Consider the following 22,841-nt stretch of genomic DNA (forward strand, 5'->3'; position numbering starts at 1 on the left):
AAGTGGGGTATGGTCTACAAAACGAGTAGGAAGTATATTTTCTGCTGCTTCTTCTAACGCTTCACATTCCCATGTTTCGTTGTTAGATAGTTGGAATAGACGAGTTATATATTGTTTGAGTTCTTGAGTGGTTATTTTCATATCATTGCCTCCTAGATAGTGTGATAGTGATGTAGTTGATATACATCATTGGGATAATATATATTTGATTTGTCATTTATTACGAATCCCGGTGGGAATAAGAGAAAATTCCATATAAAAACCTGCTACAAACGTTGGTGTAACAAGGAAATCCCGGAATCCCACTCATTTTGACGAACAATCAACTCATTATTTATAAGTATTGATGATAGGATTGGGTCTCTGCTTCCTTATATATATTATTTATTTATAAAGAATAACGGGATTTTGGGATTGTGCTTGCACAATCCTTCTGCTTCTTCGAATCTGCAAATCCCATTCCTTTCCCGGTAAAAAATCATTGTGGGATGTTCTTTAGCAATTTCAATATAAGCTTCATGTAGTTATGAAAATAATTACGACAATGACTGTTTCATTAGATAAGTGTTATTGAAATTGATAAAGAGAATTCTAAAACTGGTTAGATAAAATAAGTGAAAGAATAGCAGTGTAGTTATTGTTTATTCAATAGTTATATATAAAGTTTGTGGCAAAAATAAAGACGAAGTGCTAAGGAGCACTTCGTCGAGTGGATGGTTATTAAATAGTTGTTTGATAATATCATTATTCAACTTGAGCGTAACATAAAATTGCTTCTTATGATGCTCATCTTTTCGGATATCAATACGATCGATGACCGTCAGATACAATGATTTCAACTGCGATTTTTCTAATTTATCTATGTCATTGAATATTGTTTGCAGTATGTTGGAAATCATATCTGCATCATAATGTGGAGCTTCCGCTTGTTTATCTTGTTCTAGTTGATGGATTTGATTATTTATTTGATTCAATTCATCTTGGTAGCTAAGTATTGTTGGTTTCAATACGCTATCTAAGTCAGGTGAGTCTTCAATAGTTTTCGTTAGTGTATGCATTTTGGCTTTTATTTCTTCATACTGTGACTGTTTATAGGCAATATCATGGTTCAAAGAAGAGACGTCTATTTGACTTTTTTCATTTACTTTTTCAACCAATTGTTTCAATACCTTTTTACTTTTGATAATTTCTAATATCTGGTCCATAACGTATTTTTCTAATACATCTGCTCTAACACTATTGGCTGAACAAACTTTTGAACCTTTGTTTCTAAAATTACTACATGAGTAATATCTGATTCGTTTCTTAGTGCCATCTTTTAATGTATTGGTTGTATTACTTGCCGCCATTGCTGCGCCACATTTCGGGCATTTTACAATGCCAGTCAGTAGGTTTGTCCCTTTACCATGAACTTGTGGTTTCTTGCGACTCTCTTGGCGTTTAAACTGTACTTTATCCCATAAAGCTTTATCAATAATAGGCGCATGCTTACCATCTGCAATGATCGGTTCTTCATTGAGTCCTTTTCGTCTTTTATCGCTCCAGTGTCTATACTTCGCAAACTGTATCTTTCCAATGTAAAAAGGGTTTGAGATGATGTAAGTAATGGACGAAATGCTAAAAGGTTTCCCTTTCTTAGTCACATAACCTTTATGATTCAATGCGTTCGCTATCTTACGATAACCATGACCTTTAGCGTATGACTCAAAAATATATTTAACAATATTCGCTTCATGTTGATTAATCATCAGTTCTTTTTTACTATCAGGTACTTTATCATAGCCTAAAGGCAAATTACCTTGGTAATAACCTTCAATCGCTCGTTGTCTTTGGCCATTGTAGACATTCTCTACAATCGTATTTCTTTCAAATTCTGCAAAGCTGGCTAAAATTTGGAGCATCAATTTACCTGTTGAGCTGGCAATTTCTATTTTTTCAGTTAGACTAAAAAATTCGACATTAATCTTATACAATTCCTCGACAATATTTAATAAGTCTGAGGTATTTCTAGCCAAACGATTGGTTTTGTAGACCATAATACAATCTAATTTACCTTCGTTGGCATCTTTTAACATACGTTGTAATTCTGGACGTTGCATTGTTTTACCCGATATACCTCGATCTGTGTATTCATTGACGACTTCATAACCTTGAAATTGACAATACTCTGTAAGTTGATTCAATTGACCTTGAATACTGTAACCATCCGTTTGCATTTCAGTTGATACACGTGCGTATAATCCAATACGTTTCTTTTTGAGTTGTTTCATATGACTTCATTCCTTTCAGGAGTTATTAAATGCGATTGTTCAACGATATTGAGTGGACTGTTTTTAAAGTAGATTCCTTGTAATTGTTTTGTTTGCGTTATTATGATGTTATCAATCAAAGGGACTATGGTTTCTAATGTCAATTTATCTTTGACTACATGACGGATTGTTTCAGCAATTTGATTGGATGAATAATTAGAGTAACGTTCTTCTCTTTCAAAGCCAGCAGATAAGCGTTTAAACGTCTCGATATCAATTTGATTTTGTGCTAGCTTTTCGATGAGTTGTTCTTGTGTTAGATGTGATTGTCTGTGTTTCATTTGTTGGCGTTTTAGAGCTTTTAGTATTGTCTCATTTAATTTGTCATGAAATGACTGATTGTTACAATATGCTTTACAAGTGTTGAGGACCTCTGTTTCAATCATTTGCGCATTGATACCTTTAAATGGACACGTATGATAAGCTTCATTCATATTTTTAGGACAGACATAGTAACGTAGAGAATGATGTTCTTTTTTTATTGTTAAGTTTGTTAATGTTGATTGACAGTAAGGACATTTAAGTAGCTTCTTTAATTTGTTTTCAGAAATGTGTTGTTTATGATGTTTATTCAAGCGACGTTGCTGTGCTTGTTCAAAGGTATCAATGTCGACAATAGAAGGTACTAAATCATTAAATGTTCCATACTTATTGATGACACGACCGCAATAGTTAGGGTTCAAGAGAATATTTCTAACTTGATAGGGCTTACGTGGAGTAAGCTTAGGATTGTTATCTAAATGTTGGGAAATTTTTTTGTAGCCTAGACCTTGTAAGTACCAGCGATAGACAGCTTTGACTGTATACGCTTCTTCTTCATGTACAACAAAATGACCTTGTCTATAACGATAGCCAAAAGGTGCATGAGTTGTGATTAGCTTACCTTGTTTGGCTTTTTCTCTTATCCCATTTCGTGTCTGTTCACTGATATTGTTTGATTCCATTTCCGCTAGACTCATAAGTATGTTCAAGCGAAAGCAATCAAACTCTTTAGACAAATCAAAATATCCATCGTTAACACTGATGATTGTGACGTGATGCTTTTTACAAATTTCAAAGAATTGTATGGCATTTTTCAAATTACGATGTAGTCGGTTCAAGCGATAGCAACACAATACTTTACATTTTCCGGACGTAATCATTTCTACCATCTTTTGATAACCCGACCGTTTCGTATTTCGACCGCTTCTCTTATCATCATAAAACGTCACATTAGGCCATCCATATTGCTTAGCAGTATTCAAAATGAGAGATTTCTGAGTCGCTAAACTTTGTTGTTTTAGTGTACTTTGACGTACGTAAGCAACGGCTTCTTCCATGTTATACACCTCCATAGAGATAATATATGTTTATGAATGAATTAGAATGAAAGGTCCAACGTGTTAAAAGCACGTTGGACCGCAATGATTAATTATCGTTCTGTAACTCTTCAATAACTAAATCAGCTAGTAATTCAATCAATTCATCCATTTTATCTACTCCTGTACGATTGCATCTTTAAGTTATTAAAAATCAATTAAATCATCATTCTGTTTTTTCCATGATTCAAGCATCTTTTTGTTATCCAAGTTAATTTTAGCTTTAATAGGTTCAGCATCTTTAGTTAGACCAAAAATAGATGCATATTCTGAATCTAGTTTTAAATGGTAAAAGACAAGTGACTGTTTCTTACCATAGTCATCTTTAACTGTTCGTTTTGTCGTAATTCGATCACGGTCAGATTCAATAAAACCTTTATCTCTTAGTGCATTCACGACATTGTTGACATCCTGAAAGTGCTGTTCTTTCAGCATATCTTTAAATACAGTCGCAATGATTTTGACTTCGATATAATCATCTTTTAAGGCAATTAGTCCATAATTCTCAATCATATTCTTTAACGCTTTGTCATCAGAAAACTTACCACGGTTTTGTGCTACAAATTGCGTAATGACTTCAATCGCTTTATCTGCCAGTGATCGTTCAGAGACTGTATGAGTATGATAATCAATAAAGTAATCTTTTATTTTAGTGATATCAATATCTGTAGATAAAACATGACTAAGAATCTTGGCCGAAGTAGTGATAGCCGCATAGCGCTTAAACATACGAATACCAGTATTATTTGTTTCATCCTTCAATTTATCTTTAAACCAATGATGTAATTCAAAAACGGATCAAAAAACAAAGGGCCCTAGAAACTAGGAGCACACTTACACAAGAACAATTGATAGATAAATTAGCTAAAGGAGCCATCGATGCAGAAACGTTCAGAAAACAATCTCAATCGTTACTTCAACAATCAAAACCAACACTATCAATAAATGAGCAACAAATTCAAAAGTCTTTTGAAAATGTAATTCAACAACACTTCACGTTAAGCATGTTATACCGATATATTGATGAAATTCATATTTCTAAAAACAAAAGCCTTGTGGGAATCTATTTCAAAAATGAACCGCTAAACATTGTAAACCAAGCTACGCAATCATCGATTGCTTAATTAATGAAAGGATGAAAAATATGAAAGAAATGAAAAGAAAATCTGTAGGATGTTATGTTAGAGTTTCAATAATTTCTCAAGACATTGATAAATTTAGTATTAATGGTCAAATTACACAAATAAAGGAATATTGCCAACAGGGAAATTATGAATTGCTATACTGATAATTAAAAGTACCCCCGATCGAACGAAAATATCTTTTTGATGACTATTAGTGATAATTGTAATTTTATCCATTAATAGATGAATGGATTGGAATAATACTAAGCCTATTGCTATTCCACCGAGTAAAATTACCCACCCGCCTAATTCAATACTTTCCGGAATCATTTCAAAAAATAATAAGCCAATTATAAGGCCTGCACATAATGAATAAATAAAGCCATGACCACTTTGAAAACCTTCCATTATCCAAGCGAGTCCACCGCCAACACCAATTACAAGTGCGGAAGCTAACGCCCGATCATCCATACTGCACTCATCCCACTATTCTTAAAAAGGCTTTGTTTATTTTACTCTAAAAAATCAAAACAAAATATATGAATTCATATTAAATATTATTTGATTTTTTATTCAGATGGTTATATCATATATATGAACATATATTAATATATGTAGATAAATAGTGATTATTATATATAAGGTTTTGAATTGAAACCTAAAGTGAGGGAAGGATAATGGAAGAAAAAAAGGAATTAGAGGAAGTAAATAATAAGGATTTAGATGATGAAACATTATTTGTCGTATCGCAAACATTTAAAGCGTTAGGTGATCCTACGAGAATCCGGATTCTCCATTTGCTCTTTTATAAGGAGTATTCGGTAAACGGTATTGCTGAAACGCTACATCTTAGACAATCAACAGTTTCCCATCAATTGCGGTTCTTGAAAAATTTACGGTTAGTAAAATTCCGAAGGGAAGGCACAACATTGTTTTATTCCCATGATGATGAACATACTATGAATATGCTAAAACAGGCGATCGATCACGCCTGTCATCACTAGTATTCCGTAAACCAGTAATGAGTGTTAATAATAATTCACGTCATTAATATTGTTATATGATCATATAACAATATTATAGGCATATGAAAAGGGGGTTTTGCAATGGATATGGAAAACAAAAAAACAGAATGGAAAGCGTTGTATGATATCTCGAAGGAAAGTGAGATGGGTGTAGCAGAGAGGGTTAGTGAATACGGTTGATAAATTCATAGGATGTATTATTGGATACAAAAAGTTTGGATGTGGTCAATTAACGTCCTGGTTTAGTAAAGCTTACTGCGAATATATTGGAACCCGATATATCATATTTATTTAGAAAGGTGATAGAAATGAAAAATATTCAAGAGCAACAAGCACACGAAAGTCATAGCCACGATCATAGTCATGATCATGATCACGGAAAAATGCCAATTATTTCATATTTTATTGGCTTAGTGTTGGCTATAATTGGGCTTTTTTTAAGTGATGCAAATTTATTAATACAAAACATCTTATTTTCAATTGCCACAATCACAGCCGGCTACCATGTAATTATTCTCGAAGGAATTGGAGAGACAGTTGAAAATACTAAATTAAAGGGAAAATTCACTCCTAATTCTCATATTCTAATGGGATTAGCTGCAATCGGGGCTTCTCTGATAGGGAGTTTTTGGGAAGGAACCCTTTTGATACTTATTTTTTCCGGCGCTCATTTTCTTGAAGATTACGCTGAAGGAAGAAGTAAAAGAGAAATTACTAAGCTACTCGAAATGAACCCAACGACAGCTAAATTAATCCTACCTGATGGAAACACAAAAATTGTTGATGTCAGTGAATTAAAAGTTGGAGATCAACTCCAAGTGCTGAACGGTGATCAAGTTCCAATTGATGGGATTATTTTATCCGGTACTACCTCAATTGATGAATCTTCTATTAATGGAGAAAGTATACCGAAAGAGAAATCTAAGGGTGACGAAGTTTTTGGAAGTACGATTAATGGAACAGGTACTTTTACTATGGAAGTCACTAAGGAAAACAAGGATACTGTATTCTCTAAAATTTTACAATTAGTTAGTCAAAACCAAGATAATCAAACAAAAGCTGCCAGTATCATTCAAAAATTCGAGCCTAAATATGTTAATATAGTTTTAATCGCAATACCATTAGTAATGTTACTTGCTCCTTTTCTATTTGATTGGACATGGTCGCAAAGTGTTTACAGGGGATTAGTGATTTTAGTCGCAGCTTCACCGTGTGCTTTGGCAGCAGCTACTGTATCTGTAACATTGTCTACAACATCTAACCTAGCTAAAAAAGGCGTGCTTTCAAAAGGAAGTACTTACCTATCACAATTAGCGGATATAGATGCAATTGCCTTCGATAAAACAGGAACCCTTACGAACGGAGAACCTAAAGTAACAAATTACTATTTCACTCATTCTGTGAACGAAGAAAATATTATTGATATTATAGTCGCCCTTGAAAAGGAATCCAATCACCCACTCGCTAATGCTATTTTAGAAAAATTTGAAGTTAAAAATAAAATAGACATCGAAGTTACTAATCAAATTGGAAAAGGTCTGACAGGAGATTATAATGGAAAAAATTATCGTATTGGTAAGCCTACTTCTTTTGAAAGTGCTTCTGAAGAGTATACCCAGTTCAATCATGATTGGGCATCAGAAGGAAAGACGGTTGTATACGTAGCAGAAAATGAAGAAGTTATTGGGATTATAGCTCTAATGGATATTCCGAATGAGCATGCTAAAGAAACAATTAATTACTTTAAGAAACTTGGTATCCACACGACTTTAATTACTGGTGATTCGGAAATGACGGGAAAAGCTGTAGGCGAACAATTGGGAATAGACGAAGTTATCGCTAATGTAATGCCTGAAGATAAATCCAGAATTATAGAAGAACAAAAAGAAAAATTTGGAGTTACTGCCATGGTTGGAGATGGTGTGAACGATGCACCGGCCCTTGTTAATGCTGATGTTGGTATAGCTATGGGGGGCGGTACTGATGTGGCAGTAGAAGTATCTGATTTGGTTTTAATGCAGAACAATTTATCTAAATTAGTACAGTCTCATAAAATTTCCTCAAATATGGGTCGTGTTATTAGGCAAAATATTATTTTTTCAATGGCAGTTGTTGCCTTTTTAGTTGTCGTTAGTTTGTTAGGATTAACTGATATTACAATCAGTGTAATTGTTCATGAAGGAAGTACTTTAGTTGTTATACTAAATGGACTTCGATTATTAAGATCTAAATAATGAACGAATCGATTGACATGAATGAACTTTGAAGTGTGGATTCTACAATGTTCCCATAACATTGGACACTAAAAAACAGAGCAATCTAATAAAGATGTTATGAGTAAAAACAATGCCTTGCATACCGTTTTTATCATACGGGCGGTCAAATAAGCAATTAAAGAGCATGGGAAGCATAAAATCATAAACAGTGACTTAAGGCAGCCAGTTTACATTCAAAAGTTAAATTGACTGTATTAAAAGTTTCGAAACGATTAATATCCGTATGGGGGCAAGCGTCGAGCCAAAGATAATGCCAGGACAGAGCGTCTTTTTCCGTTCTTTTAAGTGGGAAAGGTTTTACCTTCTCTATGCCAAGACAGTCCCAGAGCTAAAAGAGCCAGTTGCTCTTTTTGGGCGTTTGTGAACGGTAATCGCAGGAAGGGGATTTTCCCAACCGCACCTGGTTTTCCATCACAATAAAGTTGGCGGCATTTGTTCTGATATTCTTGGGAATACTTACACTATGAATGGCCGTATTAAGTGATACAGGAGCTGCTATTATTGTAATACTGAATGCTCTCCGCCTTTTGAGGGTAAAAGAATAAAAGTAAGGATAACTAGGTAAAGCTGTTCAATCAAAAATTGAACAGCTTATTTTTCATCAAAATCAAAAACGTTTATTATAATACCTACACTTGTTCTGTTAAACGTACCGATTTTTTAACCTTATTGTATCAGTAATATCTTGAAACGAAGTAAGCGACTAAAATTTCTCTTTTATCATACTTTTATAAAAATACACTTTTAAGAACGGTTTGAAAATTTTTGAAATAGATCAAAATAATCTTCTGGTTAAAAAACCTGTAGATATGATTTCTCTCTTAAATTTTTGTTTGATTAGATTAGATCCTAATAAGACGCATTCAATATGTCTACACGTGAATTTAGTCTTTGAAAATGTAAGGACCATTATTATTATAAAAACCCCAGTATAAAACGATACGCAGAAGCATATCATAAGTGATGCGGTTATTTTTTATATTATTCTCATAGAAAATGTCGAATTAAGTGTAGGCGATTCATTATTATAGATACGTTTAATTCGAATAGAAAAAACTTCGGTACAAGACAAATTAAGAATAATTTAAAGAATAAAGCCTCACTGTATCTAGACGAAAGATTGGTCGTATAATGAAAAAGATAATTAAATACGCGACTAGTGAAACAGTAGAAGAGTTCTTGGCGAATTTTGATACATATGTGAAGTATATATAAGAAAATGATGAAGTGGGATTAGAAACCATCTTTAATAAAGAGACAATTCTTGATGGAAATATTGAGTTTGACCATGAACCTCTAATTACTGAAGGAATTTATTCAGATACAGATCCAAAGAATGGCGAAATACTACATCGTTCATTGCATATGCTATCACCAGTACAAGCAAGTCAGGAAAAGTTCTGGTTAGGAATGACAATGACATACTACAAAGATTATTTGTATTATCGATTAAATGATGAACTGAGTAAGAATAAAGATGAAAGAATTAAAACTGCATTAACATCATACAAAAATGGTTTAAAAAGAGCATTGTTTGTCAATGTACTATCTAGATTATAGTGAGTAGGCATCTTACATATGATGCAACGAGAGAAGACCCATGTGAACTCACTAAGTTTTTCTGCGGAAGTGATTTCTCAGCTAGAGCAGTAATCTTCTTCTTAAGTAACTTTACATCGAATAAAGAACTGGGATTAGGGATTCTTTCAGCGATTTACAGGTTGAAACAAGATGGAGTTGATATAAAACGAGATCACTTTGTTCAAGCGAATAAGTATTTGAATCTAATTGGAGGAGTTACTCTGCTTGATTTGAAGACAAAAGCGGAAGTTGAAGAAGAGATTTATGGGTATTTGAAGGATAACGAGTAGAATTATGAGTATATGATAAATATTAAGAAGTGAAATATATCTATAATAACTAAGCCTTAACGAATTATTTATGAGAAAATAGAATTAATAAATTAATCGAGGTGAAAACAGCAATGAAACAATACGTAGTTGATAATAAAGGAGAGAATACTTTAGTTAATTTACTTAAAGAAAATGTTTATAAAGATGCTAAGTTGACAGTTGCATCAGCTACATTTAGTTTATTTGCATACTATGCTATTAAAGAAGAATTAGATAAATTATCAGAGTTTAAATTTTTATTTACTAAACCCGCTTTCTATAAATTAGGACAAGAAGTAAAGAGACAATACAAACTGCAATTACAAGAAATTGAGAATAATCCAAAGTTCGATGGGAATAATTTTGAGATTCAGTTAAGAAACAAAATGATTTCTACGCGAACAGCGAATCAAGTCACAAAATGGATAAATGAAAAAGCTACTTTTAAAACACTTGTTGATGATTATTCAATAAGTAAGCAATTATTAGTCCATAATAATAAGATTAATTTATTTTCACAATCAGATATAGATTTTACAGCTGATGGGTTAGGTTTAACTTCTTCAAATAGACTCGGATCATATTTCGTATTAGCAGGTGTAGATGAATTAGTTGAGAATAGCTTAGTTGAGTTTGATGCTATTTGGAATGATGAGACAAAGGTCAAAGATGTAACAGAAAATGTGCTAGAACAAATTAAACTAATCTATAAGGAAAACTCTCCAGAGTGGTTATATTTTGTGACGCTCTATAACATCTTCTCAGATGAGTTAGATAATTTGAGCGAGGATAACGTAATAAAAGAAGGTACTAATTTTAAAGAAACTGTCGTTTGGAATAAATTATTCGAGTTCCAGAAAGATGGAGTACTTGGTATTATCGATAAAATTGAAAGATTCAACGGTTGTATATTAGCAGATAGTGTAGGACTAGGAAAGACATTCTCCGCTTTAGCGGTAATCAAATATTACGAATTACGAAATGATAGAGTACTCGTACTAGCACCAAAAAAATTGAGAGATAATTGGCTAACATATAAACAGAACGATAAAAAGAATATTCTTGTAGATGATAGATTTAGATATGATGTCCTCAATCATACTGATTTAAGTCGAGACTCAGGATATACTGGTGATATTAATCTTGAATCTATTAATTGGTCAAATTATGATTTGGTTGTCATTGATGAATCACATAACTTTAGAAATAATAATGCTGTAAAAAATAAATTAACTAGATATCAAAAATTGATGCAGGAAGTAATTAAAAAGGGTGTTAAAACAAAAGTTCTTTTGCTTTCAGCTACCCCTGTGAATAACAAAATGAATGACATTAAAAATCAAATAGCATTTATTACAGAAGAAGATGATACAGCATTATTAAATGAAGGTGTTGATTCAATAAATACAGCACTTAAAAATGCACAAACTTCATTTAATAGATGGTCGGAGCTACCGAGTGAAGAAAGAACAACAACGAACTTTTTAAATATGGTGAATCCCGAATATTTTCAAATTTTAGATGCACTTTCAATAGCAAGAAGTAGAAAACATATTGAAAAGTATTATGATGTAAATGATATTGGTTCTTTCCCGAATAGATTAAAACCAATATCTATAAAGACTGATGTGGATATCAATAATGAATTTAGAGGTATGGCGAAAGTTAATGAGCTTATGTCCAGTATGGAATTCAGTATTTATCAACCGATGAAGTATGTATTGCCAAATAAAAGAAAATATTATGAAGATTTATATGATACAACGGTAAAAGAAGGGTCAGGTAAATTTAAACAAACAGATCGTGAATTTGCCGTCGCTAGTTTAATGAAAGTGAATATATTTAAAAGGCTAGAGAGCTCGATATATTCATTTAATAAAACGATTGAGAACATCATTTACAAGATGAATGAGACAATCAATATTCTAGAAGCTTCCCATAATAAGAACTTTAGTAATGATTATAGTGAAACATCAGAAATTGAAGATGATGAATTAGAGGTAATTACAGTAGGAAGCGATAAAGTCCGTATTAAAGTCGAAGATATTGATCATATCAAGTGGTTAGGTGATCTAAAACGAGATTTAACGCTATTAACGGATTTGTATAATGAGACAAAGAATATCGATGTTAGTAGAGATGAAAAGTTAAAAGTATTAAGTGAGCATATTAAGAAGAAGGTCGAAAATCCTATCAATGATGGTAATAAGAAGATTATTATCTTCTCAGCATTTGCAGATACGATTCAATATCTATACAACAACCTAAATGAGAAATTATTAGAAAACAATATACATTCAGCAATGGTGATGGGTTCTGGAGATAACAAAACTACTCTGAAGGGTGTAAAAGCTAAAGATTTAGTTGATGTACTTACAAACTTCTCTCCAATATCAAAGGACAGAGCGCTTACCAATCCGGAAGCTACTGAAGAAATTGATATTTTATTTGCAACAGACTGTATATCAGAAGGGCAAAACTTACAGGATTGCGATTACTTAATCAACTATGATATTCACTGGAACCCAGTTAGAGTTATTCAGAGATTTGGTCGTATTGACAGGATCGGTTCAAGAAACAAGGATATTCAACTAGTAAACTTCTGGCCAAATATGGAACTAGATGAATACATTAACCTCGAAGAAAGAGTTAAAGGGCGTATGAAGTTACTTAATACGTCAGCTACTGGTGAAGAAGATGTATTCGACGTTTCTGGGAAAGAAATGAATGATATTGAATATCGTCGTAACCAGTTGAAGGCATTGCAAGATGAAGGAATAAACTTAGAAGACGTATCGGGTGCAATTTCAATTACAGATTTAACGTATACTGACTTTAAGAGTGATTTATCACATGCGATTAAGGAACATAAGAAAGATTTAGAGAAAGCGCCAAAAGGTATGTATTCTATTGTATCGAATAATGTATTAAAAGAAGCAGAACCAGGAGTTATCTTCTGTTTTAAACAAAATGCACCAATCGATATGTCTAACAATAGCCTTGAGCCATATATACTACTTTACTTAAAAGATAACGGAGACTCTTTATTACACTATACGAACGCTAAGACGATATTAGATTTCTATAGAAGATTAGCTTTAGGACAAGATGAACCTTTTGCTGAGCTGGTAGATCAATTTAACAAAGAGACTGATAACGGTGAAGATATGACAATCTATACTGACTTACTAAAGAAATCAATTGATGTTGTAAGGAATAAACAAGAAGAATCTGTATTTGATAGTTTCTTTACACCAGGTGGAACAGATATTCAACAATCCTTAAACTTAGATTTTAATGATATTGAATTAATTTCATTTTTAATTATTAAAGGAGATTAATAATGAAAGAAGAAGAAATTTTAACAACACTAAACTTACCTAAAGAATCATGGACTTTAAGAACGTTTCCTTTCAATCAGTTGGTGAAACAGCTTACCTTACCTCAACGCAAATTATTCCAGGAAAGGATAGTTGCTAGAGGTATAAGAATTCTAGCGACAATTTCTGAACGTAATACAAATATACTTAAATATGAAAGCAAAAAAGAAAAGTATGAAGAAATAATTCTCTTTCAAATAAAGGTAAATCAGCTAAGTAAAGTTAAAGATATTTATAAAACGTTAGCTTCAGTAATGCCTTATCCATTAATTATTATATTTAACTGCGAAGATCGATATAAAATAATAATGTCGGAACACGAAAAAACAGACAAAGGTTATTTAAGAGTTACGAATATACTTGAAACAACAGAAACTGAAAACTTAAATACATACTTAAGTTTAGCAAACTTAGATGCTTTAGATAAAACGAGCTTTAGGACATTTTATTTAGATATGATGGCTAAATTTGTTGCAGCTGAATCAAAAGAGAAATATGATGCTTCAATTGAAGATAACAAAGTTGAATTGTTAGAATTAGTGATGAAGCTTGATAAAGAAATTCAGAAGCTGGTTAATAAGGCTAAGAAAGAACCACAATTGAATAGAAGGATTGAGTATCAACTTAAAGCTAATAAACTTAAAGAAGAAAGAGCAAAGTACTTAACTAAGGAGGAATCGTAATGAACAAAGTGCCCAGTAGTTCACCAGATTTAACGAATGAGAATATTAAGAAGTTAAAAGAATTGTTTCCTGAAATATTAACAGATGGAGAGCAAATAGACTTTGATAAGTTAAAAACAATATTAGGACAAGAAGTAAATGGAGAGAAGGAACGATATTCATTCAATTGGCATGGTAAGAAAGATGCGATTTTAGGAGCACAAAAGCCATCTAAAGGAACATTAAGACCAGATAAAGAGAAAAGCAAAAACTTTGATACGACAGAAAATTTGTATATCGAAGGTGATAATTTAGAAGTGTTGAAGTTACTTCAAAAGTCATATAGTAACAAAATTAAAATGATTTATATTGATCCGCCATATAATACTGGATACGACTTGATATATAAAAATGACTTTAAGGATGATATTAAGAATTATTTAAAATATACAGGACAAATCGACGGGAATAATGGGATATTACATACTAATAGTGATTATGATGGAAAAGTGCATACAAACTGGTTAAATATGATGTATTCAAGAATTAAAGTATCAAAAAGTCTATTAAAGAAAGACGGGGTTTTTGTAATCGCTATAGATCACTATGAAGTTGCTAACCTAATCAAGATTTGTGACGAAATATTTGGAGAGAGTAACAAATTAGGAGTAATTAGTGTGGTTCATAAACCAGAAGGAAGAAATCAAGCAAGACATTTTGGTCCAAGTAATGAATTTGCATTGTTTTATGCAAGAGATAAAAATACATTTAACTTTGAAAAAAATATTATTGATGAAGAGTTGAAAGAATTATACGATCAGAAAGATGAAAAAGGGTTATATAGGCTTAAAAATTTCATTAGATTGTCAGATGGTAAATATTCACTCAGAGAAAGTAAACCAGACTTTTTTTATCCTATTTATGTGTCGAAAGACTTAAAGAAAATAAGTATAGAAAAATTTGATAATAGCATTCCTGTTTACCCAGTAACTAAAACAGGAGTTGAAAGAACGTGGAAGACGAGTAAAACTACATGTGAAGCAAGGATTAGACAAAAGGATATTATTGCAGTAATTGAAGATAATGAAGTAATAATTTATGAAAAATTAAGAGAAAACCAGGTATTAAAAACTCACTGGATAAAAAAACAGTACCACGCTTATCATTATGGAACAAAAGTTTTAGATAATTTGTTAGGAATCAAGACATTTGACTTTCCAAAATCATTAAATTTAATTAAAGATACTTTGAATATTTGTATAAATGAGAGCGATATCATACTGGATTTCTTTTCAGGCTCAGCAACTACAGCACACGCAACAATGCAATTAAACGCAGAAGATGGCGGTAATAGAAAGTTTATTATGGTTCAACTTCCTGAAAAGTTAGATGAGAAGAGTGAGGCATATAAAGATGGTTACAGAACGATTTGTGATATTGGTGAAGAGAGGATTCGTCGTGCGGGTGAATTAGTTAAACAAGAGTTAATCGAGAAGAATAATAAAGCTGGGATGTTGGCAGATGATTTTGTAGATCCTGAGCAATTGGATGTTGGTTTTAAGGTAATGAAATTAGATAAATCAAATATTCGTGAATGGAATTCAGATTTTGAAGATTTAGAGGATAACTTATTTGCTTATGAAGATGTATTTGTAGAAGGTAGAAGTGAACTCGATGTTGTATATGAAATTATGTTGAAAAATGGTTTAGATTTAACGTATAAAGTGAATCAGTTTGAACATGTTGGGAGAAATATCTATGATGTTGCATATGGAAATTTATTCGTTTGTTTAGCAGATGATATTGATGTATCAGTTGCTCAAGGAATTATTGATAAACGAAATGAGTATGGTACTGATACGAGCTCAGTAGTATTGAAGGATGCTGGATTTAAGAGTGATGCAGGTAAATTGAATGTAATTGAGCTATTAAAGGATAGTGGTTATCCAGAAGAGAATATATTAACGATATAAGAGGTGTTTAAATGAAGATTCAATTTGATGAACTGAATTATCAGCAAGATGCAATTAATTCAGTGTTACGTGTTTTTAAAGGTCATGAAATCAATCAATCTTTATTTACTATTTCAGATAAGAGAAACCAAGGAAGTTTTTTTGGTGAGCATGGTGTAGGGAATAAAGTAATTAAAAACTACAAAAGAATGTTAAAGAACGTCAATCAAATTCAAATAGATAATGGTATTCCAATTTCTGATTCAATTCCTATTCCATTTCCTCAATTCAATATAGAAATGGAAACTGGTACGGGTAAAACATTTGTGTATTTAAAATCGATTCTTGAGTTAAACAAATCATATGGATTTACTAAGTTTGTGATTGTAGTACCTTCAGTTGCAATCAAAGAAGGTGTTATGAAAACGATTGAAATGACTAAAGATTACTTTAAAACACAAATGAATAGTGTGATTTATAACTCATTTATGTATAACAGTTCAAAGCTTGATGAAGTACGTAACTTTGCTGAGAGCAATAACATTGAGATTATGGTTATTAATATTCAAGCCTTTTCTAAAGGAAAGAAAAATAACGATAATATGAATATCATTTATCGTGATGATATGGATAAATTAAATGGTATTAGACCGATAGATCTAATTGCAGAAACAAATCCTATTATTATTATTGATGAGCCTCAAAGTGTAGATAACACTGAAAATGCTAAGAAAGCTATTGAAGCATTAAATCCATCTGTTTCATTTAGATATTCTGCAACGCATAAAAATACTGAATATCCTTTGCTATATCGATTGGGCCCTGTAGAAGCATACCAACACGAATTAGTAAAACAAATAGAAGTTGCTGGTATAAAAAATGATGTAGATGGTAATGAAGCATATATTAAATTATTAAATGTTAAATCAAATAAAACAACTATAACAGCATCTGTTGAAATGTATGTTAGTTCTAAAGGAAATATCGACAAAAAAGAAATAAAACTAAAGCAAGGTGATGATTTATATCTTAAATCTAAGCGGATTTCCACATATGAAAAAGTAGGTTTTGTACAAGAAATTTCTGCTGAGCCTGGTAATGAGTATATTGAATTTTCAGGAGAGCCGTCAATCATACGTTTAAGTCAATCAAACGAAAACGATAGACAAATAAAAAGAGGTCAAATTCGTAAAACGATAGAAGAGCATTTAGATAAAGAATTAAAATTAAATTCACAAGGTATCAAAGTATTGAGTATATTCTTTATTGATAAGGTTGAAAAGTATCGATCATATGATGAGAATAAAAACATGGTCAAAGAAGAATATGCACAAATATTTGAAGCTGAATACAATAAGTTAATCAAAAAAGAGAAGTATAAATCACTAATCGATAGACACATACCGGCTGAAGAAGTACATGATGGATATTTTTCTGTAGATGGCAAAGGTATTCCTAAAAATACAAAAGGTAATACTGCAGCAGATGAGAGTACATATAAAACCATTATGAAAGATAAAGAACAACTTTTAACAATGTATAACGCAGAAAAGGGAAAAACTGATAAGGCAAATAAACTACGCTTTATTTTCTCTCACTCTGCGCTAAAAGAAGGATGGGACAATCCAAACGTCTTTCAAATTTGTACTTTAATAGAAACAAAAGATACCATTACAAAACGTCAAAAAATTGGACGTGGTTTACGTATTGCTGTTAATCAAGAGGGGCAACGTGTGCCTGGTTTTGAAACGAATACATTAACTGTTATGGCTAATGAAAGTTATGAAGACTTTGCTAATGGTTTGCAGAGAGAATACGAAGAAGAAGGAATGAAATTTGGAATATTTGAAGAAAATAGTTTTAGTTCAATTGTAATTGGAACAAATGATTTAGGAGAAAAGATTCCGCTTGGAACTGCTAATTCGAAGATTCTTATTAAATTCATGAAAGAAAATAAATATATTGATAGTAAGGGAAAAGGAAGTTTAAAATTAGCTGAAGCAATTGAAAAAGATGAACTTGAATTACCTGAAGAGATTTTAAATATCAATGAAAAAATGAAAGATTCAATCACAGATTTTGTGAAAAATATATTTGATACTAATAAAGTAGATATAAAAAATAAAGATGAACGAGTAAGTATTAAAATACGTAAAGAATTACTGTCAGGTCCTTTCTTAGAAATTTGGGATAAAATAAAATACAAAACTAAGTATGTTATTTCATTTGATAGTGATGCATTTATTCACACCGCTTCAGCAAAATTAAGAGAAGAATTGTCAGTAAAAATTGCAAAATTAGAATATCAAAAAGTAAATATTGTAACTGATCAATCAGGTGTAAGAACAATTAATGAAACATCTACAGGATTTGAAGCATCTGAGGAAGAATACACAGAAGCTCCTGATATTATTAGTTATTTACAGAATGAGACAAAACTTACTAGGAAAACATTAATTAGAATATTATCTAATAGTGAAACTTTAAGAGATTTTAGACGTAATCCACAAATGTACATGATGGAAACCGCTAGAATTATTAATTCGGCAAAGAAGAATGCAATTGTAGATGGTGTTAAATATGAGAGAAATAATGAAGAATATGAACAAAGTCTATTCCTAACTGATGAACTTTCAAGTTATACAACAAATGCTTTAAAAGTAAACGACAATCGTTCTCTATATGATCATATTATCTATGATTCCACAGTCGAAAAAGAGTTTGCAATTGAATGTGAGAAAGATGAGAACGTTAAGTTCTATATAAAATTACCGTCTTGGTTTAAAGTGAAAACGCCACTAGGACCATACAATCCTGACTGGGCTGTACTTTTAGAGAAATTCGGTAGGGAAAAGCTATATTTTATTGTAGAAACTAAAGGAAGTATAGCAAGTGAAGATTTGAGACCAACTGAATTATCTAAAATAAAATGCGGTAAAAAACACTTTGATGCGATTGATACAGGAATAGATTTTGTGAAAGAAACAAGCTTAAAAAATATTTATTAAAAAAATTTTATTTATAAAGTAACAATAAAACTTTTACCAGCACATTTTGATTAGATTATCCTTCTTACTCTGTGCTGGTATTTTAATATAATAATTTATAGATACTAAGGTATACAAGGACGGGATAATTGTGAATTTAAATGTTTATTTAAAATCTTTATATCAAACTATAACCTTCAGAGGCAAAACGATTAAACAATTAAATATTGAAGTAAAAAATTTAATTGTAGAATTTGGACTGACCCAATTAGTGGGAATTATATAAAAACACTTTCGTTGAATTCATATTAAAATGAATCATGCGGAGGTGTTTTTTCTATGAAAAGAGTTGCTTATTCAGTAGAAACAAAGTATAAAGCTGTTGAAATGAAAGCAGCAGAATTTTCAACAAAAGAAATTATGGAAGAATTAAATATTAGAAATAGAACACAAGTGAAAACTTGGTGGCGATGGTATCGAAATGGGGAAAGTTATAGATTTTCACAACACGTTGGTAAACAATATACCTACGGTAAAGGATTAGAAGAGCTGTCAGAAGTAGAACAATTAAAATTAGAAAATAAGAGGAAAGATATAGAATTGGATATTTTAAAAAAGTACAAGGCATTGGAAAATAAGTGGTACTAACAGTAGTCATAGGTTTAGTGGATCAATTAAAAGGAAACTATTCAATCAAATTGATACTAGAAGTATTAAACATACCTAAATCAACATATTACCGATGGAAAAACAAAACCTATAAAAATGATACTGTAACACAAAAAGTCATTGAATTATGTGAAGCTAACCACTATACCTACGGTTATCGTAAGATTACAGCACTGATTAATCAATGTTATACATCACCAATTAATCATAAGAGCGTACAGAGAATGATGCAGAAGCATCGTTTGAACTGCCGAGTTAGACCTAAAAAGACGACAAGGATAGGTAAACCATATTATAAAACAGACAATTTATTACAAAGACAATTTAAAGCGAGTTGTCCCATGGAAGTATTAACAACCGATATGACTTATTTACCATTTGGTCATTCTATGTTGTATTTATCTTCGATAATGGACATTTATAACGGAGAAATTGTGGCGTTTAAAATAAATGATAAACAAGACCAAAGTTGAGTTAATGATATATTCAATCAAATCGATATACCTGAGGGGTGTATATTACATAGTGATCAAGACAGCGTTTATACATCTTATACTTATTATCAATGATGCGAAGAAAAAGGCATTATCAGAAGTATGTCCCGAAAGGGAACACCTGCCGATAACGCCCCGATAGAAAGTTTTCATTCCTCGCTAAAGTCTGAAACTTTTTATATCAATAATCAGCTTAATAGCTCTAATCATATTGTAATAGATATTGTCGAAAAATACATTAAAAACTATAATAATCATCGAATTCAACAAAAACTAGGCTACTTATCCCCTGTAAAATACAGAGAATGAGCAGTCTAGAACATAGTGTGTTTATTAAGTTCCCATTTTAAGGGTTCAGTGCCGTTGAATTAATATGGAAATTGTCTTTTTTATAAATTTTTTGATTATTTTCAGCTGGTTGAGCCACTACTTTTCTTATATTGAATGCCATTAATACAAATCCAAATTCTCTTTTAACTTTATTTATTCCTCTTACGGACATTCGAGTGAAACTCATTTTAATTTTATTAGAAGTAATTTAGGTTTGAACTCACCTAAGTGAATATATGAGTTATTTTTTATGCTACAAAATATATTCAGATTTCAATAATGCCATAAAATAGGCATCTTTATATTTACCTTTAGTATAGAATTGCTCTTTGAGTAATCCTTCTGTTTTAAATCCTTGTGACTCGTATATATGCACAGCTTTTTTGTTATCTGTATCAACATATAGATAAATTTTGTGCATGTTTAATATATCGAATGCATAATTTATCGCTTTTTCGAATGCGAATTTTGCATAACCTTTACCACTGAACTCAGGTTTAATAATTATTTGTATTTCACAATTACGATGGATGTAATTAATTTCTACTAATTCAACAATACCTACGACTTGATTTTCATCTTCAACAATAAAACGTCTCTCTGATTCATCTAATAAATGCTTATCAAATAAATATTGAAGTTCCGTTAAGGATTCATACGGTTCTTCAAACCAATAAGACATAATAGAATATTCATTATTTAATTCATGAACAAAAAGTAAATCACTATACTCTAATGCTCTTAGTTTCATAATTCTACTCCCAAGATTTTCTTATATATTTGCATTATAAATATAAATAACCAATAAGTCATCATTCACTGTGAACACTTTATTTTAACAATTCATCACATACTAATTCTCATTTTCTTGTTATTCTCGATTTATTACTCTTACTATGAAACCTATAAAATTCTCACATTTGTTTGTATTAAGAATAAATACATCAATAGTAACAATAAAAAAATAAATAATAAAGCATCCCTCACCGTAAAAGTGAAGGATGCTTTAGTTTTATTTTAAGTGGTATGATATTCATTTTGATAAATATTGGTTAATAATTGCCTGTAAATCATTGTTAAGTACCGTTGTTATAGAGTCATCATTCATAAAATCATCATAGATTTTATCCAATATTTCTTCATCTTCAATCGCTGTAAAATGATGTACTAGTCCTTTTACGATTGATATATAATCATGTGATGCCAAACAACTAGCAACCATTCGCCAGTCTGAGTGTGTGGTTTCATGGTTCATTCCTCCTTTATTTCAATGTCCATTTTTGACGTGCTTTAGGGTTAAGTGGATGCATAATTTCATTTGTGGCTGGATTAATGAGCTTTTTAACTTTCTTTTTATGAGTTTTTAACATTTCCATCACTTGCTCAACACGTTCAACGACAACTGGTCGCTTCGCATAGGCACCATAAGCTAGAATCACTGTGTCACTTTCACTAATTGCTTTCATTAAATGTATGTCCGTGTGTTTATCGTAAGGTTCTTTATCTTTGAGATGCTTTATACTCATAGGTGTTTTAATATTAGAGAAAAGATTAACGAGATAAACAGAGCCATATTGCTCAGAATTAGCTAATTGATTGAGGATGAGAACCGTAGTAAGATCGAGTGATAATACACCGTCTAAATGAGGATACATCGTTATCACAGTACAAGCCGGTTTCTTTTCATCCCAAGTTTTCTTGAGTAAGTAGCGGTGTTGTTCATCATCGCTAAATATGGCTTCTGTGTGTATGGTACTTTTGATTGTATTCATATATTGTCACTCCTTTTAATATTCTTCTGGTAAAAGCATCACATAATAAAAAGCGTCTACATCATCTTCACGAATGACGTAGACTTTCTTAGGTAGTGCATTTTGATATTTTACATAGTTTGTATAGTGATATTCCAATTTGTATGCGGGTTGTTCTTGTTCATGCTTAATAGAGAGTATATTCTTATCTTCTTGTAGTCTAAAAATGTGTAGGTAATCTGTATGAGGTTGATTATCTCTCTCTTTTACCATATTCCAAAGTAAGATTTGAAGGTCTAGAGATAGTTGTTCACTAATGCCTCTTGTGATGTATCGATTGATTTTCATATTATTTTACCTCGTCTTGAATTTCTTTCATGATGATAATTGCTTGACTAATAATCGTAACAGATATTTGTGCCACTTTGATCCAATTATTCATGGTCATTCCCTCCTTCTCTTAGTAAATGACGTTCATCAATAATTATATTTTTAGTATCTGTGAGGTAGAGAAAGTCCATATCAAAATGATCTAGATAACCAATACTGATGAGTTGATTATTAGCATACATTAGAAATGGATAGATACTTAGCTCATGTAGCTCATCATTGGTTCTGTTGCAAAGTAAAAA

The 22,841-nt window shown here is 31.5% G+C and carries 16 protein-coding genes and 5 pseudogenes; 10 read left to right on the plus strand and 11 right to left on the minus strand.

All coding sequences use genetic code 11. The annotated features are described in order from the left end of the window. The 4 genes and pseudogenes from F1592_RS11935 to F1592_RS11950 all read right to left on the minus strand — a co-directional run. A partial coding sequence (locus F1592_RS11935) for an SAUGI family uracil-DNA glycosylase inhibitor (protein ID WP_262926630.1) occupies positions 1–141 on the minus strand: 141 nt, incomplete at its 3' end. Between the two features lie 500 nt (positions 142–641). Beyond that, positions 642–2,270 carry a cassette chromosome recombinase CcrB gene (ccrB, locus tag F1592_RS11940; RefSeq protein WP_149809584.1) on the minus strand — a complete coding sequence of 543 codons (1,629 nt, stop codon included), beginning with the start codon at positions 2,268–2,270 and terminating at the stop codon, positions 642–644. Next, on the minus strand, positions 2,267–3,628 hold the full coding sequence (gene ccrA / locus F1592_RS11945; protein WP_149809585.1) for a cassette chromosome recombinase CcrA: 1,362 nt from the start codon (positions 3,626–3,628) through the stop codon (positions 2,267–2,269). Before ccrA ends, ccrB begins: the two co-directional genes overlap by 4 nt. Before the next feature lie 186 nt (positions 3,629–3,814). Further along, positions 3,815–4,444: pseudogene (locus F1592_RS11950) on the minus strand (cassette chromosome replicative helicase); the annotation flags it as partial. A gap of 8 nt (positions 4,445–4,452) precedes the next feature. On the opposite strand from F1592_RS11950, the pseudogene F1592_RS11955 reads away from it, so the two are divergent. Further along, positions 4,453–4,791: pseudogene (locus F1592_RS11955) on the plus strand (cassette chromosome recombinase CcrA); the annotation flags it as partial. A gap of 111 nt (positions 4,792–4,902) precedes the next feature. Here the strand turns inward: F1592_RS11955 and F1592_RS11960 are convergent. Next, entirely contained in the window at positions 4,903–5,262 is a 360-nt protein-coding gene (locus F1592_RS11960) for a ZIP family metal transporter (RefSeq protein WP_017175149.1), read from the minus strand. 206 nt (positions 5,263–5,468) lie between these two features. On the opposite strand from F1592_RS11960, the gene F1592_RS11965 reads away from it, so the two are divergent. The 9 genes and pseudogenes from F1592_RS11965 to F1592_RS12010 all read left to right on the plus strand — a co-directional run bounded on the left by F1592_RS11965 (position 5,469) and on the right by F1592_RS12010 (position 20,437). Then, complete coding sequence (locus tag F1592_RS11965) at positions 5,469–5,795, plus strand: ArsR/SmtB family transcription factor (RefSeq protein ID WP_000391495.1); 327 nt, start codon at positions 5,469–5,471, stop codon at positions 5,793–5,795. A 329-nt stretch (positions 5,796–6,124) separates the two neighbouring features. Beyond that, entirely contained in the window at positions 6,125–8,050 is a 1,926-nt protein-coding gene (locus tag F1592_RS11975; RefSeq protein ID WP_017175150.1) for a heavy metal translocating P-type ATPase, read from the plus strand. A 1,269-nt stretch (positions 8,051–9,319) separates the two neighbouring features. Further along, the gene (locus tag F1592_RS13950; protein ID WP_145443569.1) at positions 9,320–9,652 is read left to right on the plus strand and encodes a DUF6339 family protein; all 333 of its coding nucleotides are present in this window, start codon (positions 9,320–9,322) and stop codon (positions 9,650–9,652) included. Beyond that, positions 9,652–9,963: a DUF6339 family protein gene (locus tag F1592_RS14055; protein WP_149809586.1), complete on the plus strand. Its 312-nt coding sequence runs from the start codon at positions 9,652–9,654 to the stop codon at positions 9,961–9,963. The genes F1592_RS13950 and F1592_RS14055 overlap by 1 nt, the downstream gene beginning before the upstream one ends. Positions 9,964–10,076: 113 nt before the next feature. Next, positions 10,077–13,325, plus strand: a complete 3,249-nt coding sequence (locus F1592_RS11990) for a helicase-related protein (RefSeq protein ID WP_149809587.1) — start codon at positions 10,077–10,079, stop codon at positions 13,323–13,325. A gap of 2 nt (positions 13,326–13,327) precedes the next feature. Next, positions 13,328–14,047 carry a DUF4391 domain-containing protein gene (locus F1592_RS11995; RefSeq protein WP_149809588.1) on the plus strand — a complete coding sequence of 240 codons (720 nt, stop codon included), beginning with the start codon at positions 13,328–13,330 and terminating at the stop codon, positions 14,045–14,047. After that, on the plus strand, positions 14,047–15,999 hold the full coding sequence (locus F1592_RS12000) for a site-specific DNA-methyltransferase (protein WP_149809589.1): 1,953 nt from the start codon (positions 14,047–14,049) through the stop codon (positions 15,997–15,999). The genes F1592_RS11995 and F1592_RS12000 overlap by 1 nt, the downstream gene beginning before the upstream one ends. A gap of 11 nt (positions 16,000–16,010) precedes the next feature. Continuing rightward, entirely contained in the window at positions 16,011–18,986 is a 2,976-nt protein-coding gene (locus tag F1592_RS12005) for a restriction endonuclease (RefSeq protein ID WP_149809590.1), read from the plus strand. A 318-nt stretch (positions 18,987–19,304) separates the two neighbouring features. Then, positions 19,305–20,437 (plus strand): annotated as a pseudogene (locus F1592_RS12010) (IS3 family transposase). Between the two features lie 37 nt (positions 20,438–20,474). On the opposite strand, the pseudogene F1592_RS13645 reads toward F1592_RS12010, so the two are convergent. From F1592_RS13645 to F1592_RS12035, 6 genes and pseudogenes are all read right to left on the minus strand, one after another. Continuing rightward, a pseudogene (locus F1592_RS13645) lies at positions 20,475–20,654 on the minus strand (hypothetical protein); the annotation flags it as partial. 57 nt (positions 20,655–20,711) lie between these two features. Further along, the gene (locus tag F1592_RS12015) at positions 20,712–21,209 is read right to left on the minus strand and encodes a GNAT family N-acetyltransferase (RefSeq protein WP_070508388.1); all 498 of its coding nucleotides are present in this window, start codon (positions 21,207–21,209) and stop codon (positions 20,712–20,714) included. A 282-nt stretch (positions 21,210–21,491) separates the two neighbouring features. Continuing rightward, a complete protein-coding gene (locus tag F1592_RS12020) occupies positions 21,492–21,713 on the minus strand; it encodes a hypothetical protein (protein ID WP_149809591.1) in 222 nt (73 codons plus the stop codon). 7 nt (positions 21,714–21,720) lie between these two features. Continuing rightward, positions 21,721–22,230 carry a DUF1643 domain-containing protein gene (locus F1592_RS12025; protein WP_149809592.1) on the minus strand — a complete coding sequence of 170 codons (510 nt, stop codon included), beginning with the start codon at positions 22,228–22,230 and terminating at the stop codon, positions 21,721–21,723. 15 nt (positions 22,231–22,245) lie between these two features. Further along, a complete protein-coding gene (locus F1592_RS12030) occupies positions 22,246–22,557 on the minus strand; it encodes a DUF960 domain-containing protein (RefSeq protein ID WP_107639584.1) in 312 nt (103 codons plus the stop codon). A gap of 89 nt (positions 22,558–22,646) precedes the next feature. Continuing rightward, positions 22,647–22,841: pseudogene (locus F1592_RS12035) on the minus strand (SAUGI family uracil-DNA glycosylase inhibitor); the annotation flags it as partial.

It is taken from the genome of Staphylococcus sp. GDX7P312P (assembly GCF_008385775.1).
GTDB lineage: Bacteria > Bacillota > Bacilli > Staphylococcales > Staphylococcaceae > Staphylococcus > Staphylococcus haemolyticus.